At 75.0% G+C, this 23,807-nt stretch carries 18 protein-coding genes; 8 read left to right on the forward strand and 10 right to left on the reverse strand.

Annotated elements, in window-relative coordinates:
- Positions 1-34: 34 nt before the first annotated feature.
- Complete coding sequence (locus tag KIS93_RS59475) at positions 35-2,548, reverse strand: molybdopterin-dependent oxidoreductase (protein WP_186405106.1); 2,514 nt, start codon at positions 2,546-2,548, stop codon at positions 35-37.
- A 94-nt stretch (positions 2,549-2,642) separates the two neighbouring features.
- Here KIS93_RS59475 and KIS93_RS59480 point away from each other — a divergent pair, with 94 nt between their 5' ends.
- The gene (locus KIS93_RS59480; RefSeq protein WP_186405107.1) at positions 2,643-3,191 is read left to right on the forward strand and encodes a TetR/AcrR family transcriptional regulator; all 549 of its coding nucleotides are present in this window, start codon (positions 2,643-2,645) and stop codon (positions 3,189-3,191) included.
- Positions 3,192-3,237: 46 nt separating this feature from the next.
- On the opposite strand, the gene KIS93_RS59485 is transcribed toward KIS93_RS59480, so the two are convergent.
- From KIS93_RS59485 to KIS93_RS59495, 3 genes are all read right to left on the reverse strand, one after another.
- A complete protein-coding gene (locus tag KIS93_RS59485; protein WP_222108123.1) occupies positions 3,238-4,128 on the reverse strand; it encodes an HpcH/HpaI aldolase/citrate lyase family protein in 891 nt (296 codons plus the stop codon).
- A gap of 88 nt (positions 4,129-4,216) precedes the next feature.
- Complete coding sequence (locus KIS93_RS59490; protein WP_080039836.1) at positions 4,217-5,410, reverse strand: CaiB/BaiF CoA transferase family protein; 1,194 nt, start codon at positions 5,408-5,410, stop codon at positions 4,217-4,219.
- 174 nt (positions 5,411-5,584) lie between these two features.
- A complete protein-coding gene (locus tag KIS93_RS59495; protein ID WP_080039837.1) occupies positions 5,585-6,514 on the reverse strand; it encodes a LysR family transcriptional regulator in 930 nt (309 codons plus the stop codon).
- A gap of 111 nt (positions 6,515-6,625) precedes the next feature.
- Here KIS93_RS59495 and KIS93_RS59500 point away from each other — a divergent pair, with 111 nt between their 5' ends.
- The 4 genes from KIS93_RS59500 (at position 6,626) to KIS93_RS59515 (ending at position 12,252) form a co-directional block, all read left to right on the forward strand.
- Positions 6,626-7,945, forward strand: coding sequence for a CitMHS family transporter (locus tag KIS93_RS59500; protein ID WP_080039838.1), 1,320 nt, complete (start codon positions 6,626-6,628; stop codon positions 7,943-7,945).
- Between the two features lie 12 nt (positions 7,946-7,957).
- Positions 7,958-9,445 (forward strand): CocE/NonD family hydrolase, encoded by a 1,488-nt coding sequence (locus KIS93_RS59505; protein WP_080039839.1) that lies wholly within the window; start codon positions 7,958-7,960, stop codon positions 9,443-9,445.
- Positions 9,427-10,965 (forward strand): tannase/feruloyl esterase family alpha/beta hydrolase, encoded by a 1,539-nt coding sequence (locus KIS93_RS59510; protein WP_155127771.1) that lies wholly within the window; start codon positions 9,427-9,429, stop codon positions 10,963-10,965. Before KIS93_RS59505 ends, KIS93_RS59510 begins: the two co-directional genes overlap by 19 nt.
- A 258-nt stretch (positions 10,966-11,223) precedes the next feature.
- Entirely contained in the window at positions 11,224-12,252 is a 1,029-nt protein-coding gene (locus tag KIS93_RS59515) for an NAD(P)H-dependent flavin oxidoreductase (protein ID WP_080039840.1), read from the forward strand.
- A 55-nt stretch (positions 12,253-12,307) separates the two neighbouring features.
- Here the strand turns inward: KIS93_RS59515 and KIS93_RS64180 are convergent, their stop codons facing one another.
- The 5 genes from KIS93_RS64180 to KIS93_RS59540 form a co-directional block, all read right to left on the reverse strand.
- Complete coding sequence (locus tag KIS93_RS64180) at positions 12,308-16,279, reverse strand: FtsX-like permease family protein (RefSeq protein WP_335673949.1); 3,972 nt, start codon at positions 16,277-16,279, stop codon at positions 12,308-12,310.
- Positions 16,279-17,781, reverse strand: coding sequence for an ABC transporter permease family protein (locus tag KIS93_RS68675; RefSeq protein WP_335673947.1), 1,503 nt, complete (start codon positions 17,779-17,781; stop codon positions 16,279-16,281). The genes KIS93_RS64180 and KIS93_RS68675 overlap by 1 nt, the downstream gene beginning before the upstream one ends.
- A gap of 16 nt (positions 17,782-17,797) precedes the next feature.
- Positions 17,798-18,634 (reverse strand): ABC transporter ATP-binding protein, encoded by an 837-nt coding sequence (locus KIS93_RS59530; protein ID WP_230466275.1) that lies wholly within the window; start codon positions 18,632-18,634, stop codon positions 17,798-17,800.
- A gap of 76 nt (positions 18,635-18,710) precedes the next feature.
- A complete protein-coding gene (locus KIS93_RS59535; protein ID WP_080039841.1) occupies positions 18,711-19,655 on the reverse strand; it encodes an ABC transporter ATP-binding protein in 945 nt (314 codons plus the stop codon).
- A gap of 84 nt (positions 19,656-19,739) precedes the next feature.
- Positions 19,740-20,915, reverse strand: a complete 1,176-nt coding sequence (locus tag KIS93_RS59540; protein WP_155127777.1) for an alpha/beta hydrolase family protein — start codon at positions 20,913-20,915, stop codon at positions 19,740-19,742.
- A 107-nt stretch (positions 20,916-21,022) separates the two neighbouring features.
- On the opposite strand from KIS93_RS59540, the gene KIS93_RS59545 reads away from it, so the two are divergent.
- A complete protein-coding gene (locus tag KIS93_RS59545) occupies positions 21,023-21,457 on the forward strand; it encodes an SRPBCC family protein (protein ID WP_080039842.1) in 435 nt (144 codons plus the stop codon).
- Between the two features lie 68 nt (positions 21,458-21,525).
- On the opposite strand, the gene KIS93_RS59550 is transcribed toward KIS93_RS59545, so the two are convergent.
- Positions 21,526-22,098, reverse strand: coding sequence for a TetR/AcrR family transcriptional regulator (locus tag KIS93_RS59550; protein WP_080039843.1), 573 nt, complete (start codon positions 22,096-22,098; stop codon positions 21,526-21,528).
- A gap of 132 nt (positions 22,099-22,230) precedes the next feature.
- Here KIS93_RS59550 and KIS93_RS59555 point away from each other — a divergent pair, with 132 nt between their 5' ends.
- Positions 22,231-23,130, forward strand: coding sequence for an SDR family oxidoreductase (locus KIS93_RS59555; RefSeq protein ID WP_080039844.1), 900 nt, complete (start codon positions 22,231-22,233; stop codon positions 23,128-23,130).
- Between the two features lie 122 nt (positions 23,131-23,252).
- Positions 23,253-23,807, forward strand: coding sequence for a TetR/AcrR family transcriptional regulator (locus KIS93_RS59560; protein ID WP_186405108.1), 555 nt, complete (start codon positions 23,253-23,255; stop codon positions 23,805-23,807).

Below are 23,807 nucleotides of genomic sequence, written 5' to 3' on the forward strand. Positions count from 1 at the left end.
AGGAGGCCGGCGGGCAGGAGGCTGGTGGGGGCGGTCATCGGCTGATCCCTTCGAGGAGCCGGTCGGGGCGGATGGGCAGGTCGTGGGGGCGCCAGCCGGTGGCGTTGTGCACGGCGTTGGCGACGGAGGCGGCCACGCCGACGGTGGAGACCTCGCCCAGGCCGACGCCGTGGCCGTTGACGTGCTCCCATCCGTCCTGGTGGAAGTGGATGGTCATCTCCGGGGTGTCGCCGATGCCGGGGATGTGGTAGTCGTCGAGGCCGGCGGTCAGCACGGTGCCGGTGACGGGGTCGGTGCGGCGTTCCTCGTACAGGGCGTAGCCGAGGCCCTGGATGATGCCGCCCTCGCACTGGTTGCGCGCCGGGCGTTCGGCGTAGATGCGGCCGGCGGCGATGCCGCCCCAGACGCGCAGCGGCCTGATCGTGCCCAGGCGGGTGTCGACCTCGACCTCGGTGACGTGCACGGCGCCGCTGAACCCGCGGCCGAGCGCCATGCCGTGCACCGGGAACGGGGTGAGGTAGCCGCCCCGGTCGCCGCGCCGCCGGCCCACGACCTTGGCGCCGGGCCGCAGGCCCTGGGCGCGCAGGAGGCGGGCGGCGTCGCGGGCGGCTGGGGCGACGGAGGCGGTGGTGCGGCTGCCGAGGGCCGGCGGTCCCGGTACGAAGCCGGACCTGCCGATCTCGACCCGGATCCGGTCGGCGGGCAGGCCGAGCTCCTCCGCCAGGACGCCGGCGATCACGGTGCGGGCGCCGGTGCCGATGTCCTGGGTGGCGGTGCGGGCCACGACCGTGTCGCCCTCGACCTCCAGCTCGACCTTGGTGGCGGGGGCGACCAGGTACATCCAGTTGGCGGCGGCCACGCCGACGCCGCGGCGGAACCGGCCGGAGCGTGACCCGGTGCGTGGCCGGTCGCGCCAGATGGGCAGGGCCGCCGCCCAGTCGTAGAGGGCGTGCCGCTTGGGGTTGCCGTCCCAGCGGCGGCGCAGCACGATGGGGTCCTCGTCGAGGCGGTGGGCCATCTCGTCCACGGCCTGCTCCAGCGCCCACAGCATGGGGGGCGCTCCGGGGCCGCGGAACGGCGTGCCGGGGGGCTCGTTCGTGACGATGTCGAAGTCCCGGAGGCGGCGCGGCGCGGTGCCGTACATGAGGCGGGCGAGCAGCGCGGCGGAGGAGCCGATGGCGACGCCGCCGCGGCCGTGCACGTCCATGGCGAGCGCGGACAATTCGCCGCCGCCGTCGGCGAGCAGGGCGATCCTGGTCCGGCTACCGGGCCGGCTGCCCGCGTCGGTGAGCTCTTCGGCGCGGCTGAGCACCACGCGGACCGGTGCGCGGCAGAGCCGGGCAAGCTCCACGGCGGCCACGGCCTCCACGGTGATCCCGGACTTGGCCCCGAAGCCGCCTCCTACGTGGTCGGCGACGACGTGGACCCGGCTCGCGTCCAGCTTCCAGCGCTTGGCCGCCTGCTCGGCGGCCAGGGCCACCGTCTGCGTGGACAGGTACAGGTGCAGATCTCCCCGCTCGTCCCAGCGGGCCACGCACGCGTGCGGCTCCAACGGCGTGTGCACCTGCACCGCCGTGCTGAACGTGCCCGTCACCAGCAGCGGGTCGGCGCGCCGCCGGGCGGCCTCGATGCGGTTCACCGCCGTACGGGAGCGCCGGCTCACCCCCGAGAACGGCCCGCGCACGTTGCCGTTCCAGCCGCCGGGCAGCGTCAGCCCCTCGCTGGAGCTGGGGGCGTGCTTCCTGCTCTGCTCGTCGTAGACGGGCGGGGCGTCCGGGGCGTCGTCGAGGGCGGCGGGGAGGGGTTCGTAGCCGATCCTGGCGCTTTCGGCGATGGCCAGGACCTCCTGGCGGGTGGGGGCGGTGACGGCGGCGATCGGCTGGCCGACGTAGCGGACGATCCGGTCGGGCGGCAGCAGGTCCACCACGTGGGCGTGATCCACCTCCACCGACGTGACCCGCGCGTGCGCCTGCGCGGAACGGATGATCGCGCCTTCGAGCTGGCCGTCCAGCCGGACGTCGGTGGTGTACCGGGCGTGGCCGGTGATCTTCTCCATGGCCTCGACCCGGGCGGGCGCCGCAGCCTCACCGTCGTGCTCGCCCCGGCAGGCGGCCTCGACGGCCGCGTAGATCCCCGCGTACGCGCCGCAGCGGCACAGATGGCCGGCCAGGGCGGCGGCGATCCGGTCGCGCGGCGGTGTGACGTCGCCGTGCTCGGCGCGCCAGGCGTCCACGAAGGCGGCGGCCTCCACCACGAAGCCCGGCGTGCAGTAGCCGCACTGCAGGCCGTCATGGGCGGCGAACGCCCGCTGGACGGGATGGTCCAGCCCTTCCGCCGTGGTGACCGCGCGGCCTTCCACCGCAGCGGCCGGCAGCAGGCAGCTCGCCTGGGGCGTGCCGTCCACCGCGATCGTGCACGCCCCGCAGACGCCGGTGCGGCACGCCGCCTTGGCCCCGGTCAGCCCCAGGCCGTCGCGCAGCACGTCCACGACCGGGTCGTCTCTCCCGGCGTCCGTCTCGTGCGGGACACCGTTCACCATGATCTTCATAGCTCTCCTGCTGACGTTGTCAACACGACATGTGGACAGTGTCAGCATTTGCGTTGACGTTGTCAACATGGCACGTCGTGAGAGAGTGGGAGCCATGATCGACGGCACCAGGACCCGGCTGATAGACAGCGCGCTGAGTCTGCTGCGCGAACAAGGATTGGACGCCGTGACGCTGCGCGCGGTCGGCGAGCTGGCCGGCCTGTCCCGCATGGCCCCCTACCGGCACTTCGCCGACAAGACGGCCCTGCTCGCGGCCCTCGCCGTCCGGGTCATCGCCGACCTCACCGCGCACCTCGCCGCCGCCGTGCTCCAGCACGGCGAGCACGAGCAGCGGCTGCGGGCCTTCTATCGCAGCTACGTCGAGTACGCCGTGGAGCACCCCGAGGAATACCGGCTCGTGTTCGCCTCGCAGTTCCCCGTCGGCCACCACCCCGAGCTGGAGGAGGCCGTCGACGAGGTGATGACCGCGCTCAGCCCCGACGTCGCCGGCCACGGCCCGCGCAGCAAGGCCACCATGGCGGCCCTGCTGGCCACCGCGCACGGGCTGGCCGAGTTCGCGACGCTCGGGCCGCTCGCCCACAAGGGCATCAGCCTGGACGACATCATCGACGTGATCGTCAAGGGCGTCGGCCGGCCCGGCTGAACCCTTCAGCGATCCAGCCGTGGCCCCCGCCCGCCGAATCCGCTCGTCAGGTGGTGGTTCGCCGTGCCCTGTGGAGGGCGGCGCGGGCTCGGGCCGCCATGGCCTCGTCCACCATGTCGCCCTCGAAGACGATCGCGCCCGCGCCGCTCGCCTGAGCCTGCTCCATGGCGGCGAGCAGGCGCTCGTAGCGGGCCAGCTCCTCCGGGGTGGGAGAGAAGACCTCGTTGATGACGGGCACGTGGGAGGGATGGATGACGATCATGCCCTCGTAGCCGAGCGAGCGGTTCTGCTCGGCGAAGGCGCGCAGGCCGTCGAGGTCGGCGATGTCCGTCCACAGCCCCGCGACGGGGCACGGCACGCCCGCGGCCCTGGCGTCGAGCAGAACGCGGGCGCGCAGGGCCAGCGTCTCCGTGCCGGACGGGCTCCAGCGGTAGCCGACGGCCCGCTCGACGTCGCCGCCCTTGCCGGTGACGGCGCCGAGGTAGGCGACGCGCGGCGCGGCGCGGGCGATCTCGTACGCCTCGCGCAGCGCCGCCGCGCTCTCCAGCAGCGGGACGAGGGCGATGTGCCCGTCGGGCAGGCCGTGCTCGCGCTCGCACCAGCTCAGCAGCCGGTCGGCCAGCCGCACGTCGTCGGGGCCGTGCACCTTGGGCAGCACCACGGCGGTGAGGTGGGGGTGGGCGACGGCGCGCAGGTCCTCGGCGCCTGCCCAGCCGTCGAGCGGGTTGACGCGGACGAGGAGCGCCAGGTCGCCGGTCGTGTTCGCGACGGCTTCGGCCACGGCGGCGCGGGCGGCGGCCTTCCCGTCCGGGGGGACGGCGTCCTCCAGGTCGAGGATGGCGGCGTCGGCCCCGGCGGCCTCGGCCTTGGCCAGCCAGCCGGTCCTGGTGCCGGGCACGAACAGCAGCGAACGCAGCGGCGGGCGTCCGGACGGCACTCCACCACTCCGCGGCGGGCGTTCGGAGGGCGCCTCACTGCTCCCCTGCGGGCGTTCGGACGGCACCCCACTGCTCTCCTGCGGGCGTTCAGATGACACCGCGTCGCTCCAGCTCCGCGAGCTCGTCGGCGGGCAGGCCGAGCCAGTCGCGGTAGACGAGCGCGTTGTCCTCGCCCAGTGCGGGGCCGGTGCGCCAGATGTGGCCCGGCGCCTGGCGGAAGTGCGGGAGCGCGGCCTGCATGCGGACGGGCCCAAGGTCGGGGTCGTCAACGGTGACGATGTCGCCGCGTTCGGCGTAGACGGGGTCGGCGACGATGTCGGCGGCGGTGAAGACGCGCGAGGCGACCACTTCCGCCTTGGCGAACGCGCGCAGGCACTCCTCGGTGCTGCGGGCCGCCACCCAGGCGCGCAGCTCGGCGTCCAGCCGTTCCCGGCCGGCGAGCTGCTGGGCGGTGGTGGCGTACTCCTGCTCGGGCAGGCCCAGGAGGCGGACGACGTTCAGCACCGACCTCAGCGTGGCGGAGGTGACGGTGATCCAGTCGGCGTCGGCCGACAGGTAGGTGTTGATGACGGCGGCGGGGGCGACGGCGAGCTGGTTGCCGGACCTGCCGGGGACGACGCCGAGCTGGTCGTGGGTGATGACCTGCCATTCGACGAGCCGGAACAGCGGCTCGAACAGGGCCAGGTCGATCCATTCCCCGTCGAAGGAGGGGTCGTTCGCGCGGCGGTGCAGGGCGGCGAGCACGGCGTAGGCGCCCATGAGGCCGGTGACGGCGTCCCCGTGGGAGAAGCCGGTGTGCACGGGGGGCCCGTCCGGGAAGCCGGTCAGGTGCACCACGCCACTGCGGGCCTCGCCGACCTTGCCGAAGCCGGGCGCGTCGTCCTGCGCGCCGAAGCCGCTGACCTGCAGCAGGACGGCCTTAGGGTTGATGCGGTGCACGCTGTCCCAGTCGAGCCCCCACGCCCGCAGCCGCGACGCGCGCAGCGTGACGATGACGACGTCCGCCCAGGCCACGAGCCGCTGGGCGACCTCGCGGCCGTCGGGGTCGTGCAGGTCGAGCGTGACCGAGCGCTTGTTGCGGCCGGCGACCTTGAACCACAGCGGCACGCCGTCCCGGGTGGGCCCCATCGCGCGGGCGGCGTCGCCACTGCCGGGCGGCTCGACATGGACGACGTCCGCTCCCTGGTCGGCGAGCAGCGAGCCGGCCAGCGGCCCGGCCACCACGTGGGCGAACTCGACCACCTTCAACCCGCGCAACTGCCCGCGCTGTTCAACGGCCACGCAACGACTCCTTCGACCTGCTCGACTTCGGCCTGCTCGACCTCGACCTGCTCGACTTCGGCCCGCTACGGCTTCGGCCGCTCGGATCCGGCCCGCTCGACGGAGCTTCATCGTGCACAGGTGCGGCGATGCGGGTCCAGCACAGGAAGCGGATTAATTCATGCGCTTCCCGGATCAATGGGTGATCCAGGCCGCGCCCTCCGGCACCTCCCGCCCTTCGGTGCGGGCCTCGTCCAGCAGGTCGAGGAACGCGGCGGCGGCGGGCGGCAGGGTGCGGCGGGCCCGTACGACGATGTCGAGCCGCCGCTCGACGGCGGGGCCGACCAGCGTGCGGTGCACCACGTGCCCGGGCCCCAGCAGCGGCAGCACGAGGGCGGGCATGGCCGACACGCCGAGCCCGGCGGCGACCAGCCCGCCCACCGTCGCCACGTTCCCGGCCTCCGCCGCGGGAGCCACCACCGCGCCGGCCTGCTCGAACGCCGCGTCGGTGAGCCGGCGCACGCTGGACTCGGGGCCGACGGCCAGGAACGGCTGGGCGGCGAGGTCCTCCCAGGTGACCTCGTCGCGGTCGGCGAGCGGATGGCTCTCGGGCAGCACGGCGCGGAAGCGGTCGCGGATCAGCGGCCGGTGCTCCAGCCGGTCGGAGGCGGCGCCGACGGTGGTGACGGCGAAGTCGGCGTCGCCGTTCAGCACCTTGCCGAGCACGGCCCGCTCCAGGCCGTCCATGATGCGCACGCTCACGCCGGGCCGCCGCCCGCGGAATGCGGAGATCAGCCGGGGCAGCAGCACGGCCGCGACGGACGGGAGGGTCGCCATGGCCACCACGCCGGACTCGCCCAGCAGGTAGCGGCGCAGTTGTTTCATCCCGGACCGGTGGGCGTCGACGATCTGCTCGGCCACGCGCAGGGTCTCGCGGCCGGCGGCGGTGAGCTGCACGTTGCGGGTGTCGCGCTCCAGCAGCCGGACGCCGAGCACCCGTTCCAGGTCGGAGACGGCGCGGCTCAGCGTCGACTGGGAGACGCGCAGGCGCGCGGCGGCGGCGGTGAACCCGCCGGCCTGCGCGACGGCGACGTAGGCGGCGAGTTGCCGCAGGCTGGTGTCCACAGCTCACCACTTTTGCGCATAGCGCATGGATAAATCCACCTTTGATGGTGGACGTGAAACGTCGCCGCTCGGAAACTTGCCCGTAACCTCCCGCCCGGCGAAAGGCGCCAGATGATCGCGATACTCGGCTTCCTCACCATCGGCCTGTTCCTGGTGCTGACCATGACCAGGCGCGTATCGGTGCTCACCGCGCTCGTGCTGGTGCCCGTGGCCACGGCGCTGGTGGGCGGCTTCGCCTCCGGGATGGGCCCGATGATCCTGGAGGGGCTGGGCAAGGTCGCGCCCACGGGCATCATGATCGCCTTCGCGGTCCTGTACTTCAGCCTGATGATCGACAGCGGCCTGTTCGACCCGCTGATCAGGGGCATCCTGCGCCTGGCCAAGGACGACCCGCTGCGCATCGCGGTCGGCACCGCCGTCCTGACCATGTGCGTGGCCCTCGACGGCGACGGCGCCTCCACCTTCCTCATCACCGTTTCGGCCCTGCTGCCCGTCTACAAGCGGCTCGGCATGAGCCCGCTGGTGCTCACCGGCGTCGTCGCCCTGGGCGCGGGCGTGATGAACATGGTGCCCTGGGGCGGGCCCACCGCCCGCGCGATGGCGGTGCTGAAGCTGGACGCCTCCCAGGTGTTCGCCCCGGTGCTGCCCGCCATGGTCGCCGGCATCGCGTGGGTGCTGGTCGCGGCGTACCTGATCGGGCTGCGCGAGCGCCGCCGCCTGGGCGCGGCGTCCCTGCCCGCCGAGCCCCAGCCCGAGCCCGAGCCGGTACGGGGAGACGGGCCCGGCACCCAGCTCGCCCCGGAGCGCAGGAGCACGGCCCTGACCGTGTTCAACCTCGTGCTCACCGTCGTGCTGCTGGTCGCGCTGGTTCTGCAGGTGATGCCGCTGCCGGTGCTGTTCGTGCTCGGCTTCGCGATCGCCGCCGTCGTCAACCTGCCCACCTGGGAGAAGCAGCAGGCGCTGCTCGACAAGCACGCCAAGAGCGTCGTCCTGGTCACCACCATGATCTTCGCGGCCGGCGTCTTCACCGGCATTCTCAACGGCACCAAGATGATCGACCAGATGGCCACCGCGTTCGTCGGCGTCATCCCCGACTCCTTCGGCGGTCACCTGCCGCTGCTCGTGGCGATCACCAGCATGCCGCTCAGCCTCGTCTTCACCCCCGACGCCTACTACTTCGGCGTCCTGCCGGTGCTGGCGCAGACCGCCGCCGGCTTCGGCATCGACTCCGCCGAGATCGCCCGGGCGGCCGTCCTCGGCCAGATGACCACCGGCTTCCCGCTCAGCCCGCTCACCGCCGCCACGTTCATCCTGGTCGGCATGAGCGGGGTGCAGCTCGGGCAGCACCAGCGCTTCATCTTCGGCTGGGCGTTCGCCACCACCGCCGTCATGACCGTCGTCGCGCTGCTGACCGGCGCCATCTCGTTCTGAGGAGACCCCTTCATGACGTACGGCCACGTCCTCGCCGCCCTGTCCACCGCGTTCACCACGCTCACCGCGCCCGCCGCCCCGGCCGACCCGTTCTTCTCCTACGAGCGGCCCGCCACCTACGAGGTGCGCACCGAACGCGTCCAGGTGCCGCTGCGCGACGGCGGCCACCTGGCCTGCGACCTGCACCGGCCCGCCGCCGAGGGCCGCTTCCCGGTGATCGTGTACGACTACACCGCCTACGACCAGCTCGAAACGCTCGGCCGGGCCGCGGCCTGGTTCGTCGCCCGTGGCTACAACGCCGCCGTCTGCAACGCCCGCGGCTCCGGCGACTCGCCCGGCCACCTCGACCCGTTCAGCGCCCAGGAGCAGCGCGACAACTACGACCTCATCGAATGGCTGGCCGTGCAGCCCTGGTCCACCGGCAAGGTCGGGCAGACGGGCGTCAGCTACGGCGGCCACTCCTCCCTGCTCGTCGCGGTCAACAAGCCGCCCCACCTGGCCGCGATCATCCCCGTGGACGGCATCAGCGACTGGTACGAGAACACGATCTACCGCGGCGGCATCTACTCGGCCAGGATCCGCGACTGGCAGCGCGCCGTCGCCCCCGACACCCTGACGACCTACGCCCAGCACCCGCTCTACGACGACTTCTGGCGCGAGCGCAGCGTCAAGGCCCGCTGGAAGGACCTCGACGTTCCGGTCCTGGAGATCGCCGGCTGGTACGACCGCTACCGCCAGGCCATGGTGGACAACTTCCGCGCCCGTCCCCGTAACGTCTGGCTCGTGGCCGGGCCCTGGCAGCACGGCTGGCCCGCCGGGCAGCCCGCCGACATCGGCAACGGCGCCTACCTCGCCTGGTGGGACCGCTGGCTCGGCGGACGCCGGGACGCCCCGCTGCCCGCCGCCAAGGTCACCTCCTACGAGGCCGGCGCCGGCGGCGGCTGGAAGAGCTGGTCCACCTGGCCGCCGCCGGGCGCCCGCCGGGAACGGCTCGGCCTCGGCGGCGACGGCACGCTGACTCCCCGCCCCGGCGCCCCCGCGGTGCGTCGCTTCGCCGTCAACACCGACGAGGCGCCCGCGACCCCGGACGAACGCCTGACGTTCCAGACGCAGCCCTACGGCTCCGACCTGGTCCTGACCGGCGAGATCACCGCCGAGGTCCGGGCCGCCTTCACCGCCACCGACGGCAACATCGCCGTCGTCGCCGAGGACGTGCGCCCCGACGGCACGGCCACCCGCATCACGCAGGGCTGGCTCAAGGCCAGCCACCGCTTCGGGCACACCCGCGCCGTCCCCGTCCGCCCCGGCAAGACCTACGACCTGACGATCCGCACCTGGCCGACCCACTACCGGCTCGCCGCCGGCCACAGCCTGCGCGTCACCGTCTCCAGCGACGACTACCCGGAGATCGACTCCGACGCCCCTGCGGGCCACGTCGACCTGCGCCTCGGCCGCGGCGGCACCGGCATCACCCTCACCACGTGGACGGAGCCGCGATGACCCGCCTGCGCGCCTTCCTGACCGCGATCGCCGTCCTCTCCGTCACCTTGGTGCCGGGAACCCCCGCGACCGCCGCCTCGGGCGGCCGGGCCTGCGAAAACCTGACCGCCGTCCGGCTGCCGCACACGACGATCACCACCGCCGAGTCCGTGCCCGCCGGCGCCTACACCGCTCCCGACGGCCGCGCGCTGCCGTCCGTGCCCGCGTTCTGCCGCGTCCACGGCGTCGCCAGGCCGGTGCCCGGCTCCACCATCGGCTTCGAGGTGTGGATCCCCCGCCGGTGGAACCAGCGGCTGCTGATGTACGGCAACGGCGGCTACAGCTCCGCCATCGACTTCCCCTCCATGGGCGGCGCCGCCCTCGCGGCCGGGTACGCCACCGTCGGCACCGACACGGGCCACACCGGCGACGACCCCGACGTGTTCGTCCAGGGAGCGGCCAACCCGGAGATCATCGTGGACTGGGGGCACCGGGCCGTCCACGAGACCATCGTCAACGCCAAGCTCCTCGTCGAGGCCCACACCGCGACCAGGCCCCGCTACTCCTACTTCGTCGGCTGCTCCACCGGCGGCCACCAGGCCCTCATGGAGGCCCAGCGCTACCCCGACGACTTCGACGGCATCGTGGCCGGCGCGCCGGGCAACAACCGGGTGGCGCTCAACGCCGGCTTTCTGTGGCAGTTCCTGGCCAACCACCAGCCCGGGGACGACACCGCCCCCATCGTCCCGGCGGCGAAGCTGCCGCTGCTCACCCGAGCCGCGGTCGAGCAGTGCCGCTCCGGCACCGACGATTTCCTCACCGACCCGCGCCGCTGCGGCTTCGACCCGGCCGTGCTGCGCTGCCGCTCCGGCGACGCCCCCACCTGCCTGACCGCACGCCAGATCGAGGCCGTACGGACCATGTACGCCGGAGCCCGCGACCCGCGCACCGGCAAGCAGGTCTACCCGGGCTGGCCCGTCGGCAGCGAGGCGCCCGTGGTGGACGCCGCCGGCACGGTCCGGTCGGGATGGAGCGGCTACTGGGGCGGCACCGAGCCCGCCCGCGCCAACTTCTGGCGCTACTGGGTGTTCGGCGACCCCGGCTGGAACTGGTGGGACTTCGACTACCACCGCGACCTGCGCCGCGCCCAGGACAAGCTGGGGCGCGTCATCGACGCCACCGACCCCGACCTGCGCCCCTTCCGCCGCAGCGGCGGCAAGCTCCTCATGTACGCGGGCTGGGCCGACCCGGTCGTCTCGGCGTACGACACCATCGACTACTACCGCCGGGTCGTCGCCGTCACGTCGGGCGGCCGCGCCCGCGACACCGCCACCTTCGCCCGGCTGTTCCTCGCCCCCGGCATGACGCACTGCGGCGGCGGCCCCGGCCCGAACACCTTCGACAAGCTGACGCCGATCGTCGGCTGGGTGGAGCGGGGAACGGCCCCGGCCGAGATCCCCGCCACCAAGTACGTGAACGACGACCCGGCCGCGGGCGTCGTGACGACCCGCCCCCTCGTGCCGTTCCACATGACGGGGTGATGTCGAGAACGCTCCGGCCGCTCCGCCCCCTTCGCGTGCGCAGCCACACGGAACACCCACGCGAAGGGGGCCTACGACCGGGCCATCGGAGCTCGTCGATCCGCCCCGGCTGGAGGTTCGTCATGCGCGACGGCAAGATCGCCGAGCACCGCTCCGCCCGGCCATGAGCCGCGAGTCCGGTATCGGACAGGCCGGCCGCTGGGCAAGTGGCCCGGGAGGTCGCACGATGGGCTGAGGGTCGCGAGGAAGGACGCCGCCATGTCCGTGCTGTCCACCAGGCTCACCGAGAAGTACGCCATCCCGTACCCGTTCGTCTGCGCGGGGATGTCGTTCGTGGCCGAGTCGCCGGAGTTCGCGGCGGCGGTCACCAACGCGGGCGGCATCGGCGCGATCGGCGCCGCGCTGCTGCCCCCGGAGCGGCTGCGGGAGATGATCCGCGAGGTACGGGAGCGCACCGGGGGCCGGCCGTTCCACGTCAACCTCATCACCTTCTTCCCCACCGGCGAGCTGGTCGAGGTGTGTGCGGAGGAGCGGGTGCCGATCGTCTCCTTCCACTGGGGCCATCCGCCCGCCGACCAGCTCAAGCTGCTGCGCGAGGCCGGAGTGTCGGTGTGGGAGCAGGTCGGCTCCGCCGACGCGGCCCGGCTCGCGGTGGACGACGGGGCCGAACTCGTCGTCGCGCAGGGCTGGGAGGCCGGCGGCCACAACTACGGCGGCCTGCCGACCATGGTGAACGTCCCGGCCGTCGTCGATGCCGTGGGCGGGCGAGCGCTGGTGCTGGCGGCGGGCGGGATCACCGACGGGCGCCAGGTCGCCGCCGCCCTGTGCCTGGGCGCGGACGGCGTGTGGGTCGGCACCCGCATGGTCGCCTCGCAGGAGGCCCGCGTGCATCCGGAGCACCACCGGCGGCTGGTCGCCGCGGCCGGGGACAGCGCGGTGCTCACGTCGATCTTCGGGCTGGAGTTCCCGCGCTTCAACCCGATGCGGCTGCAACGCAACCGCGTGGTCGCCGAGTGGGACCACCGGCTGGCGGAGATCCCCGCCGACCTCGACTCCCTGGAGCAGGTCGGCACCACGGTCGTGCAGGGCGAGCCGGTGCCGGTGCGCAAGTTCCCGCTGATGCTGGCGGTCGCGGAGACCGAGGCCGACTGGGAGGAGATGCCCTGGCTGATGGGGCAGGGCGTCGGCCTCATCCACGACATCAAGCCCGCCGCCCGGATCGTGGCGGACATGATGGAGCAGGCCGAACGGGTCCTGACCGGCTTCGGCACCGGGCCCGCCACCTGACCGGCCTCGGCACTGGGTTTACCACCTGACCGGCTTTGTCACCTGATCGGTGGGCTCAGGTGTCGCCCGCGCGCAGCACCTCGCTCAGCCGTCGCCGGCGGCGCAGCGCCGACTCGACGGGCACCACGACGGCGACCGCCGCCAGGAGCACGGCCGCCACCAGGCCGAGCGCCCACCACGGCGGCGCCGGGGTGAAGTCCGCGCCGGTGAGCAGGGGCAGGGCGAGCGAGCCGAACGTCAGGCGGGCGAGCAGCACCCCGAGCAGCGGGCCGCCCACGGCGGCCAGCGCCACCGGCGGCAGCAGCTCTCCCGCCGCGACCCAGCGCGCCTCGCGGGGCCGCAGGCCGAGGGTGCGCAGCCGGGTGAGGGTCTGCCAGCGCTCCGGCGCGCCGGCGGCCGTGCCGAGCGCGAGCCCCAGCAGGCCCAGGACCGGCAGGGTCACGGCCGCGACCCACGTCAGCCGCAGCAGCCCCGAGGCCAGCGGGCTGTCCACGGTCGCGTGGCCGAGGGCGGTCGCATGGCCGAGGGCAGTCGCGTGACCGAGGGCAGTCGCATGGCCCAGGGCGGTCGCGTGGCCCAGGGCGGTCGCGTGGCCCAGGGCGGTCGCGTGGCCGAGGGCGGCGCCGAGGGTGAGCGCGTACGAGGCGAGGGCCGCGGCGGTCACGAGCACCAGCAGCGGCAGCACCCGGGCCGAGGCCGCCGCCGCCCGCGCCGCTCCGAACACCGCCAACGGCCGGCGCGACCGCAGCAGCCGCCTGAGCACGAGCCGCGTGCCGACGGGCAGCGCCCGCGCCAGCAGGAGCGCGCCCGCGATCGCGCAGAGGGCGGGCGCGCTCGCGGGCAGCACCCCGCCGCCGACCCCGCGCTGGTACAGGGCGACGGCGGCGCCGGTCGCGGCCAGCAGCACGCCGGCCTCGACAGCGGCCCGCCGCAGCCGCGCGGTGTTCCGCAGCCACCGGCGCGCGCTCCGGTTGGCCGGGACGCGGCGGTCCCGGGTGGCGCGGGCGGCGGTGAGCGTGCCGAACGCGGGTCCGGCGGCGACGGCGGTGACCACGACGGGGGCCGTCCACTGCCAGGAGACCCCCGGGGCGACGGCCAGGGCCAGGCCGAGCCCGGCCGCCGTGGCGAGCAGCGCCATGACGGCGGATTCGAGCAGCAGCTCGCCCCCGATCACCGGCAGCGACATCCCGCGCTGCCGGGCGGCGGCCAGGGCGCCGGCGCGGCGGCGTACCAGCAGGTCGGCGGCGAGGAGCAGGACCAGGACCGCGACGGCGAGCAGGGTGAGGAGCAGGACGGACGCCTGCGCGAACGCGGCGCCGACCTGGGCGCTGACGTTCCGCAGCACGCCGTCGAGCCCGGTCTCCCACTTCAGCGAGCCGTCCCGGGCGCCGGAGGAGCCGGAGGCCGCCTTGAGCGCGACCACCTTCGCGATGACCGACGGGACGGCGTCCCAGGTGAGCCGGGCCGGCTCGGGCGTGAACCGGACGGTGCGGCGCAGCTCGTCCTGACCGAAGGCGAGCCGGGCGTCGGGCAGCGACTCGCGGGACAGCAGCCCGGCGAACCGGGTGCCTCCCGTGCCGTCGGCGCCGGCGACGGGGCTCAGCAGCGCGGGGACGAGCCGCCAGGCCGGGTCGGCGCTGTCCTGGGGCCGGAAGATGCCGCTGACCTGGGCTTTCTTGACGTTCCCCTGGTCGTCGGCCAGCGGGATGCGCGCGCCGGGGCGGAGCTGGAGGGCGGCGGCGTCCGCCTCCGACAGGCCCACCTGCACCGGCCACGGCGGCGCGCCGTAGGGCACCTGCGCGGTCTCGGAGGCGGTGGGCTCGGGCGGTCCGCCCGCGATCCAGCTCACGGCGGGCCCGCCGTCGCGGGCCAGGTAGGCGAGCTGGAAGGTGCGCAGCACGCTGCCGTCGGTGATCTTGAGGGTGGGGCTGATGACGGTGGCGACGGGGGGACGCAGGACGGCGCGCAGGCCGGGCCGAGCTCGTCCGTCGCCCTGGTGCGGAAGTCGTCGACGTCCTCGGCGAGGCGGGGGTGCCGGGCGCGACTGCCGCCCGGCCCGTCGTCGGCCTCCATGCGGGCGTGGACCTGGAGGTCGGCGCCGCTGCCGCGGACCGCGTCCCGGACGGCGGCGTCGGCGGTCGCGGACACCAGCGGCGGCACCGCTCCCGCGAGCAGCGTCACGACCGCCACGACGACGGCGGCCAGGAGCAGCGGCCCGGCGTCGGCGCGGGCGCGCCCGGCGACGCTGGGCCAGTGCGGCACCGGGATCCGCACGCCACCGGCCCTGCGCAGTGCCGTGAAGACCCCGGCACCGGCCCGGCGCGGTGCCGGGGTCCTCCCGGGACCCGGCCGGCGCGGTGCCGGGGTCTTCATGACGCCACCCGCAGGTGCGCGGCGTCGGCGCGCCGGGCCTGGACGGCGACCACCGCGCCCACCGCCAGCGCGCTCCCGGCCAGCAGCCCGCCGAGCAGGGCGGCCTCGGCGGCCCACGGCCAGACGGGCAGTACCTCGGGCACGGGGCGGCGCCGGTGTCGGAGCGGACGAGCAGCGGCGCGACGACGCGGGTGGCCAGCGCGCCGACGACCGCGCCCACCGCGAGCAGCGGCACCAGGATGCCGACGTGCTGGCCGAGCAGCACGGCCCGGATCTCGCGCCGCGTCATCCCGAGCCCCCGCAGTCGCGCCACCTCGACCGCGCGGGCCCGCAGGTCGAACGTCACGTGCAGGACGATCCCGGCGATCATCAGCAGCACCGCGGCCGGGACGAGCAGCCGGAGCACGGCCGGCAGCCCCGCCTGCAGCGGGCCGCCGGTGAGCCGGGCGGTCTCGGACGCGCGCGTGGTGACACCGCCGAGGCGCAGGTCGGTCTTGGCGGGCCGGCCGACCCACCAGGCGTCCACGGGCACGTCGAAGTCGCCGCTGACGGCGAGGGCGCGGGACAGGGCGTCGAAGTCGGCCAGGACGGCCGCGGCGCCCGGGGCGGACGGCACCGCGGGCAGCACCTCGGCCACACTGACCCGCACGGGGGTGAGTCCGACGGTGAGGTCGAGCCGGGAGCCCGGCCGGGCGCCCGCCTCTTCGGCGAAGCGGGCGGAGACCGCGACGGGCACCGGGCCCGGGGCCGGGAAGGCGGTGGCGACCAGGTTCCTGGCGGCGTCCGGCGGGCCTTTCAGCGCGACGGTCGTGGTCATCCGCAGCTTGGTGCCGGCGGAGGTGCCGGTCAGGGCGACGGCGGGGTTGCCGAGCTGCCCGGGGGCCGGACCTGCCGAGGTGGCGGTCCATTGTGGCGTCTCCCCGGTTGTTCCCGGCACGGTGAGCGTCACGGCGACGCGGCTGTCCCCCGCAGGCGCTTCCGTCCAGGCGGAGTGGCCGGTGCCGACGTTCCCGGTGTCGATCGCGAACGGAAGGGACACCGCGACGAGGCGGAGCCCGCCGGCCGTCGCGCAGTCCGGCAGCGGGTGCGCCCGGCCGTCGAGCGGCACGGGCGCGCCGGTGCACGGGGTGCGCAGCCCGGTCGCGTCCTGGAGCAGCAGCCGGGGTGTCACGGTGAGCGGCGTCGGGCCGGTCGCGTTCCCGGTCAGGGTGAGCGCGGCGCCGGCCGGGACGGGAACGCCGGCGGCGCGGGCCGGCGGCGCGAGCCGGGCGCCCACGGCGCTCCAGGTGCGGCCGCCGTCCAGCCGGCCGCGCAGCAGCGCCCCGGCGCGCGTGGTGTCGACGGCGATCAGCCGCGGCGGGTCGCCGGCGCCGCCGAGCCACTGCCCGACCGCGATGCCCCGGTCGGTGGCCGGGCTCACCTCTCCCCCACTGGCCGCGCCGACCAGCGGGCCCTGCCCGGCCGCGGGCGGGGCGGTGAGGGTGATCGCGAGATCGGTGCCGACGGACAGGTCCGCCTGGTCCTGCTGGGAGCGCTGCCACGTGGCGTCGAACCCGATCCCGTACGTGGCCGCCGCGCAGCCCAGCCCGACCAGCAGCCCCGCCGCGACCGCCTGCGGCCGGCGGGCGGCCTCGAACGCGGCCAGCGGCACCATCAGCCCGCGAGCCCGGCGGGCCAGGCGTTCCACGAGGCGCAACGCGGGCCACACCAGGCGCAGCGCCACCGCGGAGCCGGCGATGAGCAGCAGCGCGGGCGCGAGCACCCGTACGGCGTCGACGGGCGACCCCGAACCGGCCGGCTGGTCGCGCAACTGCCACCAGCCCACGGCGGCGAGCGCCACGAGCAGCAGGTCGGCGCCGGAGCGGGCGAGCAGCTCCCGCCGCCCGCGCACGCCCGCGGCGGAGGGGCCCGCAGCGAGGGGACGACGAGCACCGCCGCCAGCGCCAGCGCGGCGCCGGCGACGGACAGCACCTGCGCGGCGTTCACGCCGGCGGGCGCGGCGAGCCCGGCCTCCGCCATGGGGGCCAGCCGGGTCAGCCCGGCGTGCAGGGCGGACGAGGCCGGGATCGCGGCCACGGCGGCGAGCACGGCCAGCGCGCCGGCCTCGGCCAGCGCGGCGCCGGCGAGCTGCCCGCGGCCGACGCCCAGCGCCGACAGCAGCGCGGTCTCGCCGGCGCGCACACCGGCGCTGAGCCGGCCGGCGAGGGCGAGAGCGGTCGCGGTCAGGACGAGGCCGATGGCGGCGACGGCCAGCACCGCGGCCGTGGTGACCCGCTGCTGGTCGTGGGCGGCCAGCAGGGTCGCGGGCAGCCGGGAAGCGACGCGCTGGATCCGTACCCGGTCGCCGAGCGTGCGCCCCAGCCGGCGGTCCGCGCCGAGCACGGCCTGGGTGACGGCGTCGAGGTCGCGGACGGTGGCGGCGGACAGGTCGGGGTGGGCGGTGATCTCCAGCCGGTCGAGCGTGGAGCCGCCGCCGAGCAGGTCGGCGAGGTCCACGAGGAACGGCCCGTACGCGTGGACGGGCTGCGCGGAGCGCCCGTCGCGGTAGGCCGGGTCGAAGCCGGTGCCGGTGAGGGGGTCGCGGTCCCAGCCGGTGCCCGGCAGCGGGCGTACGATCCCGACCACCCGCACCTCGGCGCTCTCGTCGGGGTCGTCGGCCAGCTCCCTGCCGAGGCGGACCCGGCTGCCGGCGGCCAGGCCGAGCCGGCGCGCGGTGCTCTCCAGGACCACGGCCTCGGCCGGCGCGGCACCCGCGCGCGGCAGCCGTCCGCGGACGAGCTGGGCGCGGGACGGCAGGTCCGCCACCCCCGACAGGTACGCCACCGACGGGACACCCGCGCCGGGGAGCGCCCGCATCACGGACGACGCGCGCGCGGCCGTCGTCGCCGCGAACGGGGCGAGGGCCGAGGTCAGCACGTCGCGGGTGTCGTCGGCGACGGATCGCGCGTGCTCGCCGCGGATGGTGACGGTGTAGGCGGTGACGTCGACCTGGTCGGCGCCGGCGCGCGCGGCGGCGGTCTCCAGCGCCTGCTCGGCGGTACGGGTGAGCAGGAGGGCGCAGGTGCCCAGCAGCGTGGGGCCGACCACGGCGACCGCGAGGAGGGCCGCCAGCAACGGCCATTGCGCACGGGCCCGCCGGGCGACCAGCTTCAGCACGGACGGCTCTCGCTGGTCAAGACTCGCCCCGGCCGTCGGAGCGCTGGTCGAGCCGCACACCGGGATGCCCGTCGAGCCGCCCATCGAGCCGGCCGTCGGAGTGCTGGCCGAGCTGCACACCTGGATGCCCGTCGGACTGCCCGTCGAGCCGCGCGTCGGACTGCCCGTCGAGCTGCCCGTCGAGCTGCCCATCGTTGATGCGGATCACACGGTCCGCCAGCGCGAGCATCGTCGGATCGTGCGTGGAGACCAGCGCCGTGACCCCTTCGGACTCCACCACCCCGCGCAGCAGCGCCATCACCGACAGCCCGGTCTCGGCGTCGAGCTGCCCGGTCGGCTCGTCCGCGATCAGCAGCCGGGGCGAGCCGGCCAGCGCCCGGGCGATCGCCACCCGCTGCTGCTGCCCGCCCGACAGCTCGCCGGGCAGCTGCTCGGCGTGGGCGGCCAGCCCGACCAGCTCGAGCAGCAGCGCGACCCGCCGCTCCCGCTCCGCCGCCGGTACGCGGGCCAGCCGCAGCGGCGCGCCCACGTTCTCGGCGGCCGACAGCACCGGGATCAGGCCGAAGGTCTGGAAGACGTACGAGACCTTCTCCCGGCGTAACAGGGACAGGCCGTCCTCGTCGAGGGCGGTGACGTCGGTGCCGTCGACGAGGACGGTGCCGGAGTCGGGGCGGTCGAGGCCGCCGATGATGTTGAGCAGCGTGGTCTTGCCGGAGCCGGACCGGCCGACCAGGGCGGTCATGGTGCCGGGCGCGAGGTCGAACGTCACGTCGCGCAACGCGTGCACGGCGGTCGCGCCGCTGCCGTACCGGCGATGCACGCCCCGCACGCTGACCAGGGGCCCGCCACTCATCCAGCCTCACCGCCGCTCATCCAGCCTCACCGGCACTCATCCGGCCGCACCGCCGCTCATCCGGCCGCACCGCCGCTCATCCGGCCTCGCCACCGTCGGGGCGGATCGCGACGTGGTCGGCCTCCAGCACCAGCCGGACCCGCCGCGTCAGCGCCAGCGCCTCCCGGTAGTCGCGCGGGACCTGGATCCGGCCCGCGCGGTCCATCACCGCGTACTCCTCGGCGATGACCCGCTGGGCGCCGTCGTCGCCGGTGGCGGTGCGCCGCAGCACCTCGCTGCTCGTGCGCCCGTCGCGGATCGCCACCGTCCGCTCCACCTGCCCGCTGACGGCGGGATCGTGGGTGACGATGACGACGGTGACGCCGAGCCGCCGGTTGACCTCCCGCAGCAGCCCGAACACCGCGGCCGACGTGGCGCTGTCGAGCTCCCCGGTCGGCTCGTCGGCCAGCAGCACCCTGGGCTCGTTGGCCAGGGCCACCGCGATGGCCACCCGCATCTGCTGCCCGCCGGACAGCTCCGCGGGCCGCCGGTCGGCGCAGTCGGCGACGCCGAGCAGGCCCAGCAGCTCGGCGGCCCGCTTGCGGCGGACCCGGCCGGGGGTGCGGGCCGCCGTCATCGGCAGGTCGACCATCTGCCGCGCGGTCAGGTACGGGATGAGGTTGGCGGCCGTCTGCTGGCGGACGAACCCCACGGTGTGCCGCCGGTAGCGGACCCGGTCGGCCCGCGACATGTCCAGCAGGTTCCACCGGTCGACGCGCACCCGTCCGGCGGTGGGGGCGTCGACCCCGGCCAGGATGGACAGCAACGTCGACTTGCCCGACCCGGACGCCCCGACGACGGCCACCATCTCGCCGCCGTCCACGACCAGGTCCAGCCCCTGCAGCGCCTGCACCTCGACCGACCCGGACTGGTAGATGCGCACCAGGCTCTCGCAGACGATCAGCGCGTCGCGCCCGAACTCGGGCGCCTTCGCGGGCGGCTGCGGCAGGGACAAGGGCGTGCCCGTCTTCGCCAAGCGCATCCCCCCTCCTCACCCCTGCGCCGCTCATGATCCGGTGCCAGACTCTACCGTCCCCGCGAACCGGGCCCTAAGCCCCTTCCCCTTTCAGGGGTTCTGGAAGGTCACTTCCGGGTTGGCGGGCGACGGGCCGTCCAGGAGGGGCTGGTGCTCGCCGTTCAGGTGCTGGTCGAAGAAGGCGCCCACGTACGCGGTGGTGATCTCCCCCGACCGCTTGCCCGGCAGCGGCGCGGAGGGGTCGGTGATTCCGGCCTGCGCGCCCAGGACGGGCAGGTCGATGAAGGTGAAGTGGCCGGCGTCCGCGACGGTCAGCCAGCGCTTCCAGCCGTTCAGGCGCGGCCAGTCGCGCGGCCAGGTGGTGTCGGCGGAGCCGGGCGAGTGCTGGGCCTTGGTGCCGAGCATGAGGAACGGCCGCCCGCCGAGGCCCTTCGCCGGGACCGGGTCGAAGAACGAGCCGTCCAGGTTCGCCCCGGCACGGACGCGCCGGTCGGTGGCCATGACGCTGGCGGCGGCGTTGCCGCCGAGCGAGTGGCCGGCCGCGCCGATCCGGCGCGGGTCGATCATCTGCCAGTGCTTCCAGGCGGGCGCGGAGCGGCGGGGACGGGTGAGCCGGTCGATGACGAACGACAGGTCGGCCGCCCGCCCGGCCGCGGCCTTGCCCATCAGCTCCTTCTCCGCGTCGTCGGAGGGGGCGCTCTCCACGGTCCGGCAGGCGACGCAGGTCAGGGTCCGGCCGCCGGGGAAGCTCGTGCCGAACGACTCGTAGGCGTGGTCCACGAGGGCGACGACGTACCCCTTGGAGGCGAGGTCCTCGGCGAGCGTGGTCAGGGTGGCGCGGTTGAGCGTGAATCCCGGCGACAGCACCACCAGGGGGTGCCGGCCGCCGACGGGGCGGGCGCTCAGGTGCGCGTTCGTGCCGACTCCGGCGAGCTGCCCGGGCTTGATGACGCGGTCGAGCTTCTGCCCCTCCAGGAGGAGCCGGGCCTCCTCGAGGGTCATGTACGGCGCCGTGTCCCCGCCTGTCCGGGCCGGGAAGTACACCGACACCATCAGCTCGCGGGCGGCTGTGGGCACCCACGGGTCGCGGCGGCCGGTGTCGACGAGGTGCAGGGTGTCGCGCCCGACGTCGTACCGGCCGGTGGGGTGCGGGATCGCGAGCCGCACGTCGGCGGCGGCGGGTGCTGACATCGTCGCGGCCGTCACCGGCAGGGCCAGGGTCAGGGCGAGGAGGAGGGCGGCGGAGTCGCGCCGGGTTCTGATCATGCCCAGCACTGTAGGAACGGCGCCGCCCCGCCCGGCACGCCCGAAAGTCCAGCTCACCCCCTGACTTTCGTCAGGGGTCGCACGGACTCGCGCCCTATCATCGCCGGGTGATCGAGCTTCAGGAATCCCGGGAGATCGCCTGCCCGGCCGCCCGCGTGTGGGCGGTCGTCGCCGACTACGGTCAGGATCCGCGCTGGCGCGAGGGTGTCGAGACGATGGTGCCGAGCCCCGAGGGGATCGTCGGGGTGGGCACGACCACCGCCGAGGTGATGCGGTTCGCGGGACGGACCTACCGCAACGGGGGCGAGGTCGTCCGGGTGGAGCCGGGGCGCTCGTTCGGGTGGCGCACCACGTCCGGGATCGACGCCGAGGGCGGCCGGCTGGTCGAGCCGCTCGGCGCGGACCGGTGCCGCTTCACCTTCCAGGTGCGCGTCACCCCGCGCGCGACCTCCGAGCGGCTGCTGGAGCCGGTGCTGAGGTGGTTGTTGCGGCGCTCGATCCGCGCCGACCTCCGCCGGCTGGCCGCTCTGTGCGGCTCGTGACGGCGAACGGACGCGGACGTCCGCGACGTACCGGGTGACGTCGCCGCCGCCCTGCGCCGTCCTGGAGGTCAGGAGGGGTCGCGGGTCAGGGCCAGCAGCTCGCGTAGCACGTCCTCGGCGAGGTCGGTGAGGGAGCGCCGCTCGTCCTCGCGCAGCCAGCGGATGAACGCGACCTTGAACACGGTGACGCCCGACTCCGCCGCCAGGGTGGCGGCGAGGTCGTCCACGCCTCGCGCGCGCAGGGCGTCCGCGAGCGCCGCGGCGAGGCTGGCGAGCTTGTGCCGCTCGCGTTCCTGCAGCGCCGGGTTCTGGTCGATGACGGCCTGCCGGCTGCGCGAATGGGGGCGGCGCTCGTCCGGGAAGGAGGACGTCGCCGAGCGCAGCGCGGAGGCGACGATCTCCATCGGGGACGCGTCGGGCGGCGCGGCCTGCACGCCGTCGAGGAACGCCTGGGTGAACAGGTGCTGGCCGTGGAAGAGGACCTCGCGCTTGTCGCTGAAGTGGCGGAAGAAGGTGCGCTCGGTCAGGCCGACGGCCTGTGCGATCTCCGTGGCGGTCGTCTGCTCGAACCCCTGGGTCGCGAACAGGTCGAGTGCGGCCTCCTGCAGCCGTTCCGCGGCCCCGGGCTCCCAACGCGTCATGCGATCAAGTCTAGTGATGACAGCGACCGACATGCGGGGGTACGGTGATGTCTGTGACTGACGTCAGTCACAGACATCACTTCCGGAAGAACGCGCTCCGCCCTGGCGGCGGTGCGCCGAAGGAGAACCCTCATGCGCGTTTTCGTCACTGGAGCCTCCGGCTGGATCGGCTCCGCCGTGACCGACGACCTGCTCGCCGCCGGCCACGAGGTCACCGGCCTGGCCAGGTCCGACCGCTCCGCCGCCGCCCTGGAGGCCAAGGGGGCCTGGGTCCGCCGCGGCGACCTCGACGACCTCGACGGCCTGCGCCTCGGCGCCCAGGACGCCGAAGCCGTCATCCACCTCGCGAACAAGCACGACTGGGCCGACCCGGCCGGCACGGCGGCGGCCGAGCGGGCCGCCGTCCAGACCATGGGCGAGGCGCTGGCGGGAACCGGCCGCCCGTTCCTGGTCGCGGCAGGGGTCGCCGGGCTCGCCCAGGGCCGGCCCGCCACCGAGGAGGACGCGTCCCCGCACCACGGCCCCGGCTCGCCCCGGGGCGGGAGCGAGAACCTGGCGCTGGAGTTCGCCGGCCAGGGCGTGCACAGCGTGAGCCTGCGCTTCGCGCCGACCGTGCACGGCACCGGCGACCACGGGTTCATCGCGATCCTCTCCGCGATCGCCCACGAGAAGGGCGTCTCCGCCTACCCGGGCGACGGTGCCAACCGCTGGTCCGCCGTGCACGTGCGCGACGCGGCCCGCCTGGTCACGCTCGGCCTCGGCAAGGCGCCGGCGGGCTCGCGCCTGCACGCCGTCGCCGAGGAAGGCGTCCCGACCCGGGCGATCGCGGAGGCGATCGGGCGCGCGTTCGACCTGCCCGTCAGCTCGATCGACCCCGCCGACGTGCCGGGGCACTTCGGGTGGATCGGCACGTTCTTCGGCATGGACCTGGCGGCGACCAGCACCGCGACCCAGAACCTCCTCGGCTGGACGCCCACCGGCCCGACCCTCGTCGAGGACCTCGACGCGGGCGCGTACGCGATCACCCGCTGACCCCGCGGTCGTCACATCGAGGGCGCCCGCACCTGGCGCGACCCCGGACCGGCCGCCGCGCGGGCGGCGACCGCTTCCTGGGCGTGATACGTTGAATAAACGTTTACTCAACGAGGTGGGAAGTGTCCAGGACGCGAAGCGAGCAAGCGGTGTGGCGGCGGGAGCAACTGCTGGACGCGGCCCTGCGGGTGTTCGCCGACAAGGGCGTCGACGGCGCCACGGTCAAGGACGTGGCGCAGGCCGCCGAGGTGACCCCGGGCCTGCTGTACCGCTACTTCGACAGCAAGGAGGCGATGGTGGAGACCCTGCTGGCGGAGCGGGGTTTCCTGCCGCGCCTGCGTGAGCTGCGCTCACAGGCCCGCGACAGCCGGCCGGCCGTCGTGGTGCTGACGGAGTTGCTGGCGGAGTTCGACCGGCTGCTGGCCGACAACGCCGAGCTGATGGCGGTGTTCTTCAGCGCCGCGCAGGCCCGCGCGCCGCTGGCGACGCTGGCGGCTGAGGGCCGGCGGCTCATCGGCGACTTCCTGATCGAACGCGTCGCCGCCGGCGAGCTGCGCCCGCACGACACGGCCACGGCGGCCCGCACCCTGTTCGCCGCCGTCGCCGTCAACCGGCGGCTGGGCACCCCCATCGACGTCGCGGCCCTGGTCGGGCTGCTGTTCCCGGAAGAAGGATGA

Origin of the sequence: [Actinomadura] parvosata subsp. kistnae (assembly GCF_900323885.1) — a bacterium.
GTDB lineage: Bacteria > Actinomycetota > Actinomycetes > Streptosporangiales > Streptosporangiaceae > Nonomuraea > Nonomuraea composti.

What these genes read in the sequence shown, in the direction of transcription:
- KIS93_RS59475 (WP_186405106.1), bottom strand. Translation starts at nt 2,548, where the DNA reads ATGAAGATCATGGTGAACGGTGTCCCGCACGAGACGGACGCCGGGAGA.
- KIS93_RS59480 (WP_186405107.1), top strand. Translation starts at nt 2,643, where the DNA reads ATGATCGACGGCACCAGGACCCGGCTGATAGACAGCGCGCTGAGTCTG.
- KIS93_RS59500 (WP_080039838.1), top strand. Translation starts at nt 6,626, where the DNA reads ATGATCGCGATACTCGGCTTCCTCACCATCGGCCTGTTCCTGGTGCTG.
- KIS93_RS59505 (WP_080039839.1), top strand. Translation starts at nt 7,958, where the DNA reads ATGACGTACGGCCACGTCCTCGCCGCCCTGTCCACCGCGTTCACCACG.
- KIS93_RS59515 (WP_080039840.1), top strand. Translation starts at nt 11,224, where the DNA reads ATGTCCGTGCTGTCCACCAGGCTCACCGAGAAGTACGCCATCCCGTAC.
- KIS93_RS64180 (WP_335673949.1), bottom strand. Translation starts at nt 16,279, where the DNA reads ATGGTGCCGCTGGCCGCGTTCGAGGCCGCCCGCCGGCCGCAGGCGGTC.
- KIS93_RS59530 (WP_230466275.1), bottom strand. Translation starts at nt 18,634, where the DNA reads ATGAGTGGCGGGCCCCTGGTCAGCGTGCGGGGCGTGCATCGCCGGTAC.
- KIS93_RS59535 (WP_080039841.1), bottom strand. Translation starts at nt 19,655, where the DNA reads ATGCGCTTGGCGAAGACGGGCACGCCCTTGTCCCTGCCGCAGCCGCCC.
- KIS93_RS59540 (WP_155127777.1), bottom strand. Translation starts at nt 20,915, where the DNA reads ATGATCAGAACCCGGCGCGACTCCGCCGCCCTCCTCCTCGCCCTGACC.
- KIS93_RS59550 (WP_080039843.1), bottom strand. Translation starts at nt 22,098, where the DNA reads ATGACGCGTTGGGAGCCCGGGGCCGCGGAACGGCTGCAGGAGGCCGCA.
- KIS93_RS59555 (WP_080039844.1), top strand. Translation starts at nt 22,231, where the DNA reads ATGCGCGTTTTCGTCACTGGAGCCTCCGGCTGGATCGGCTCCGCCGTG.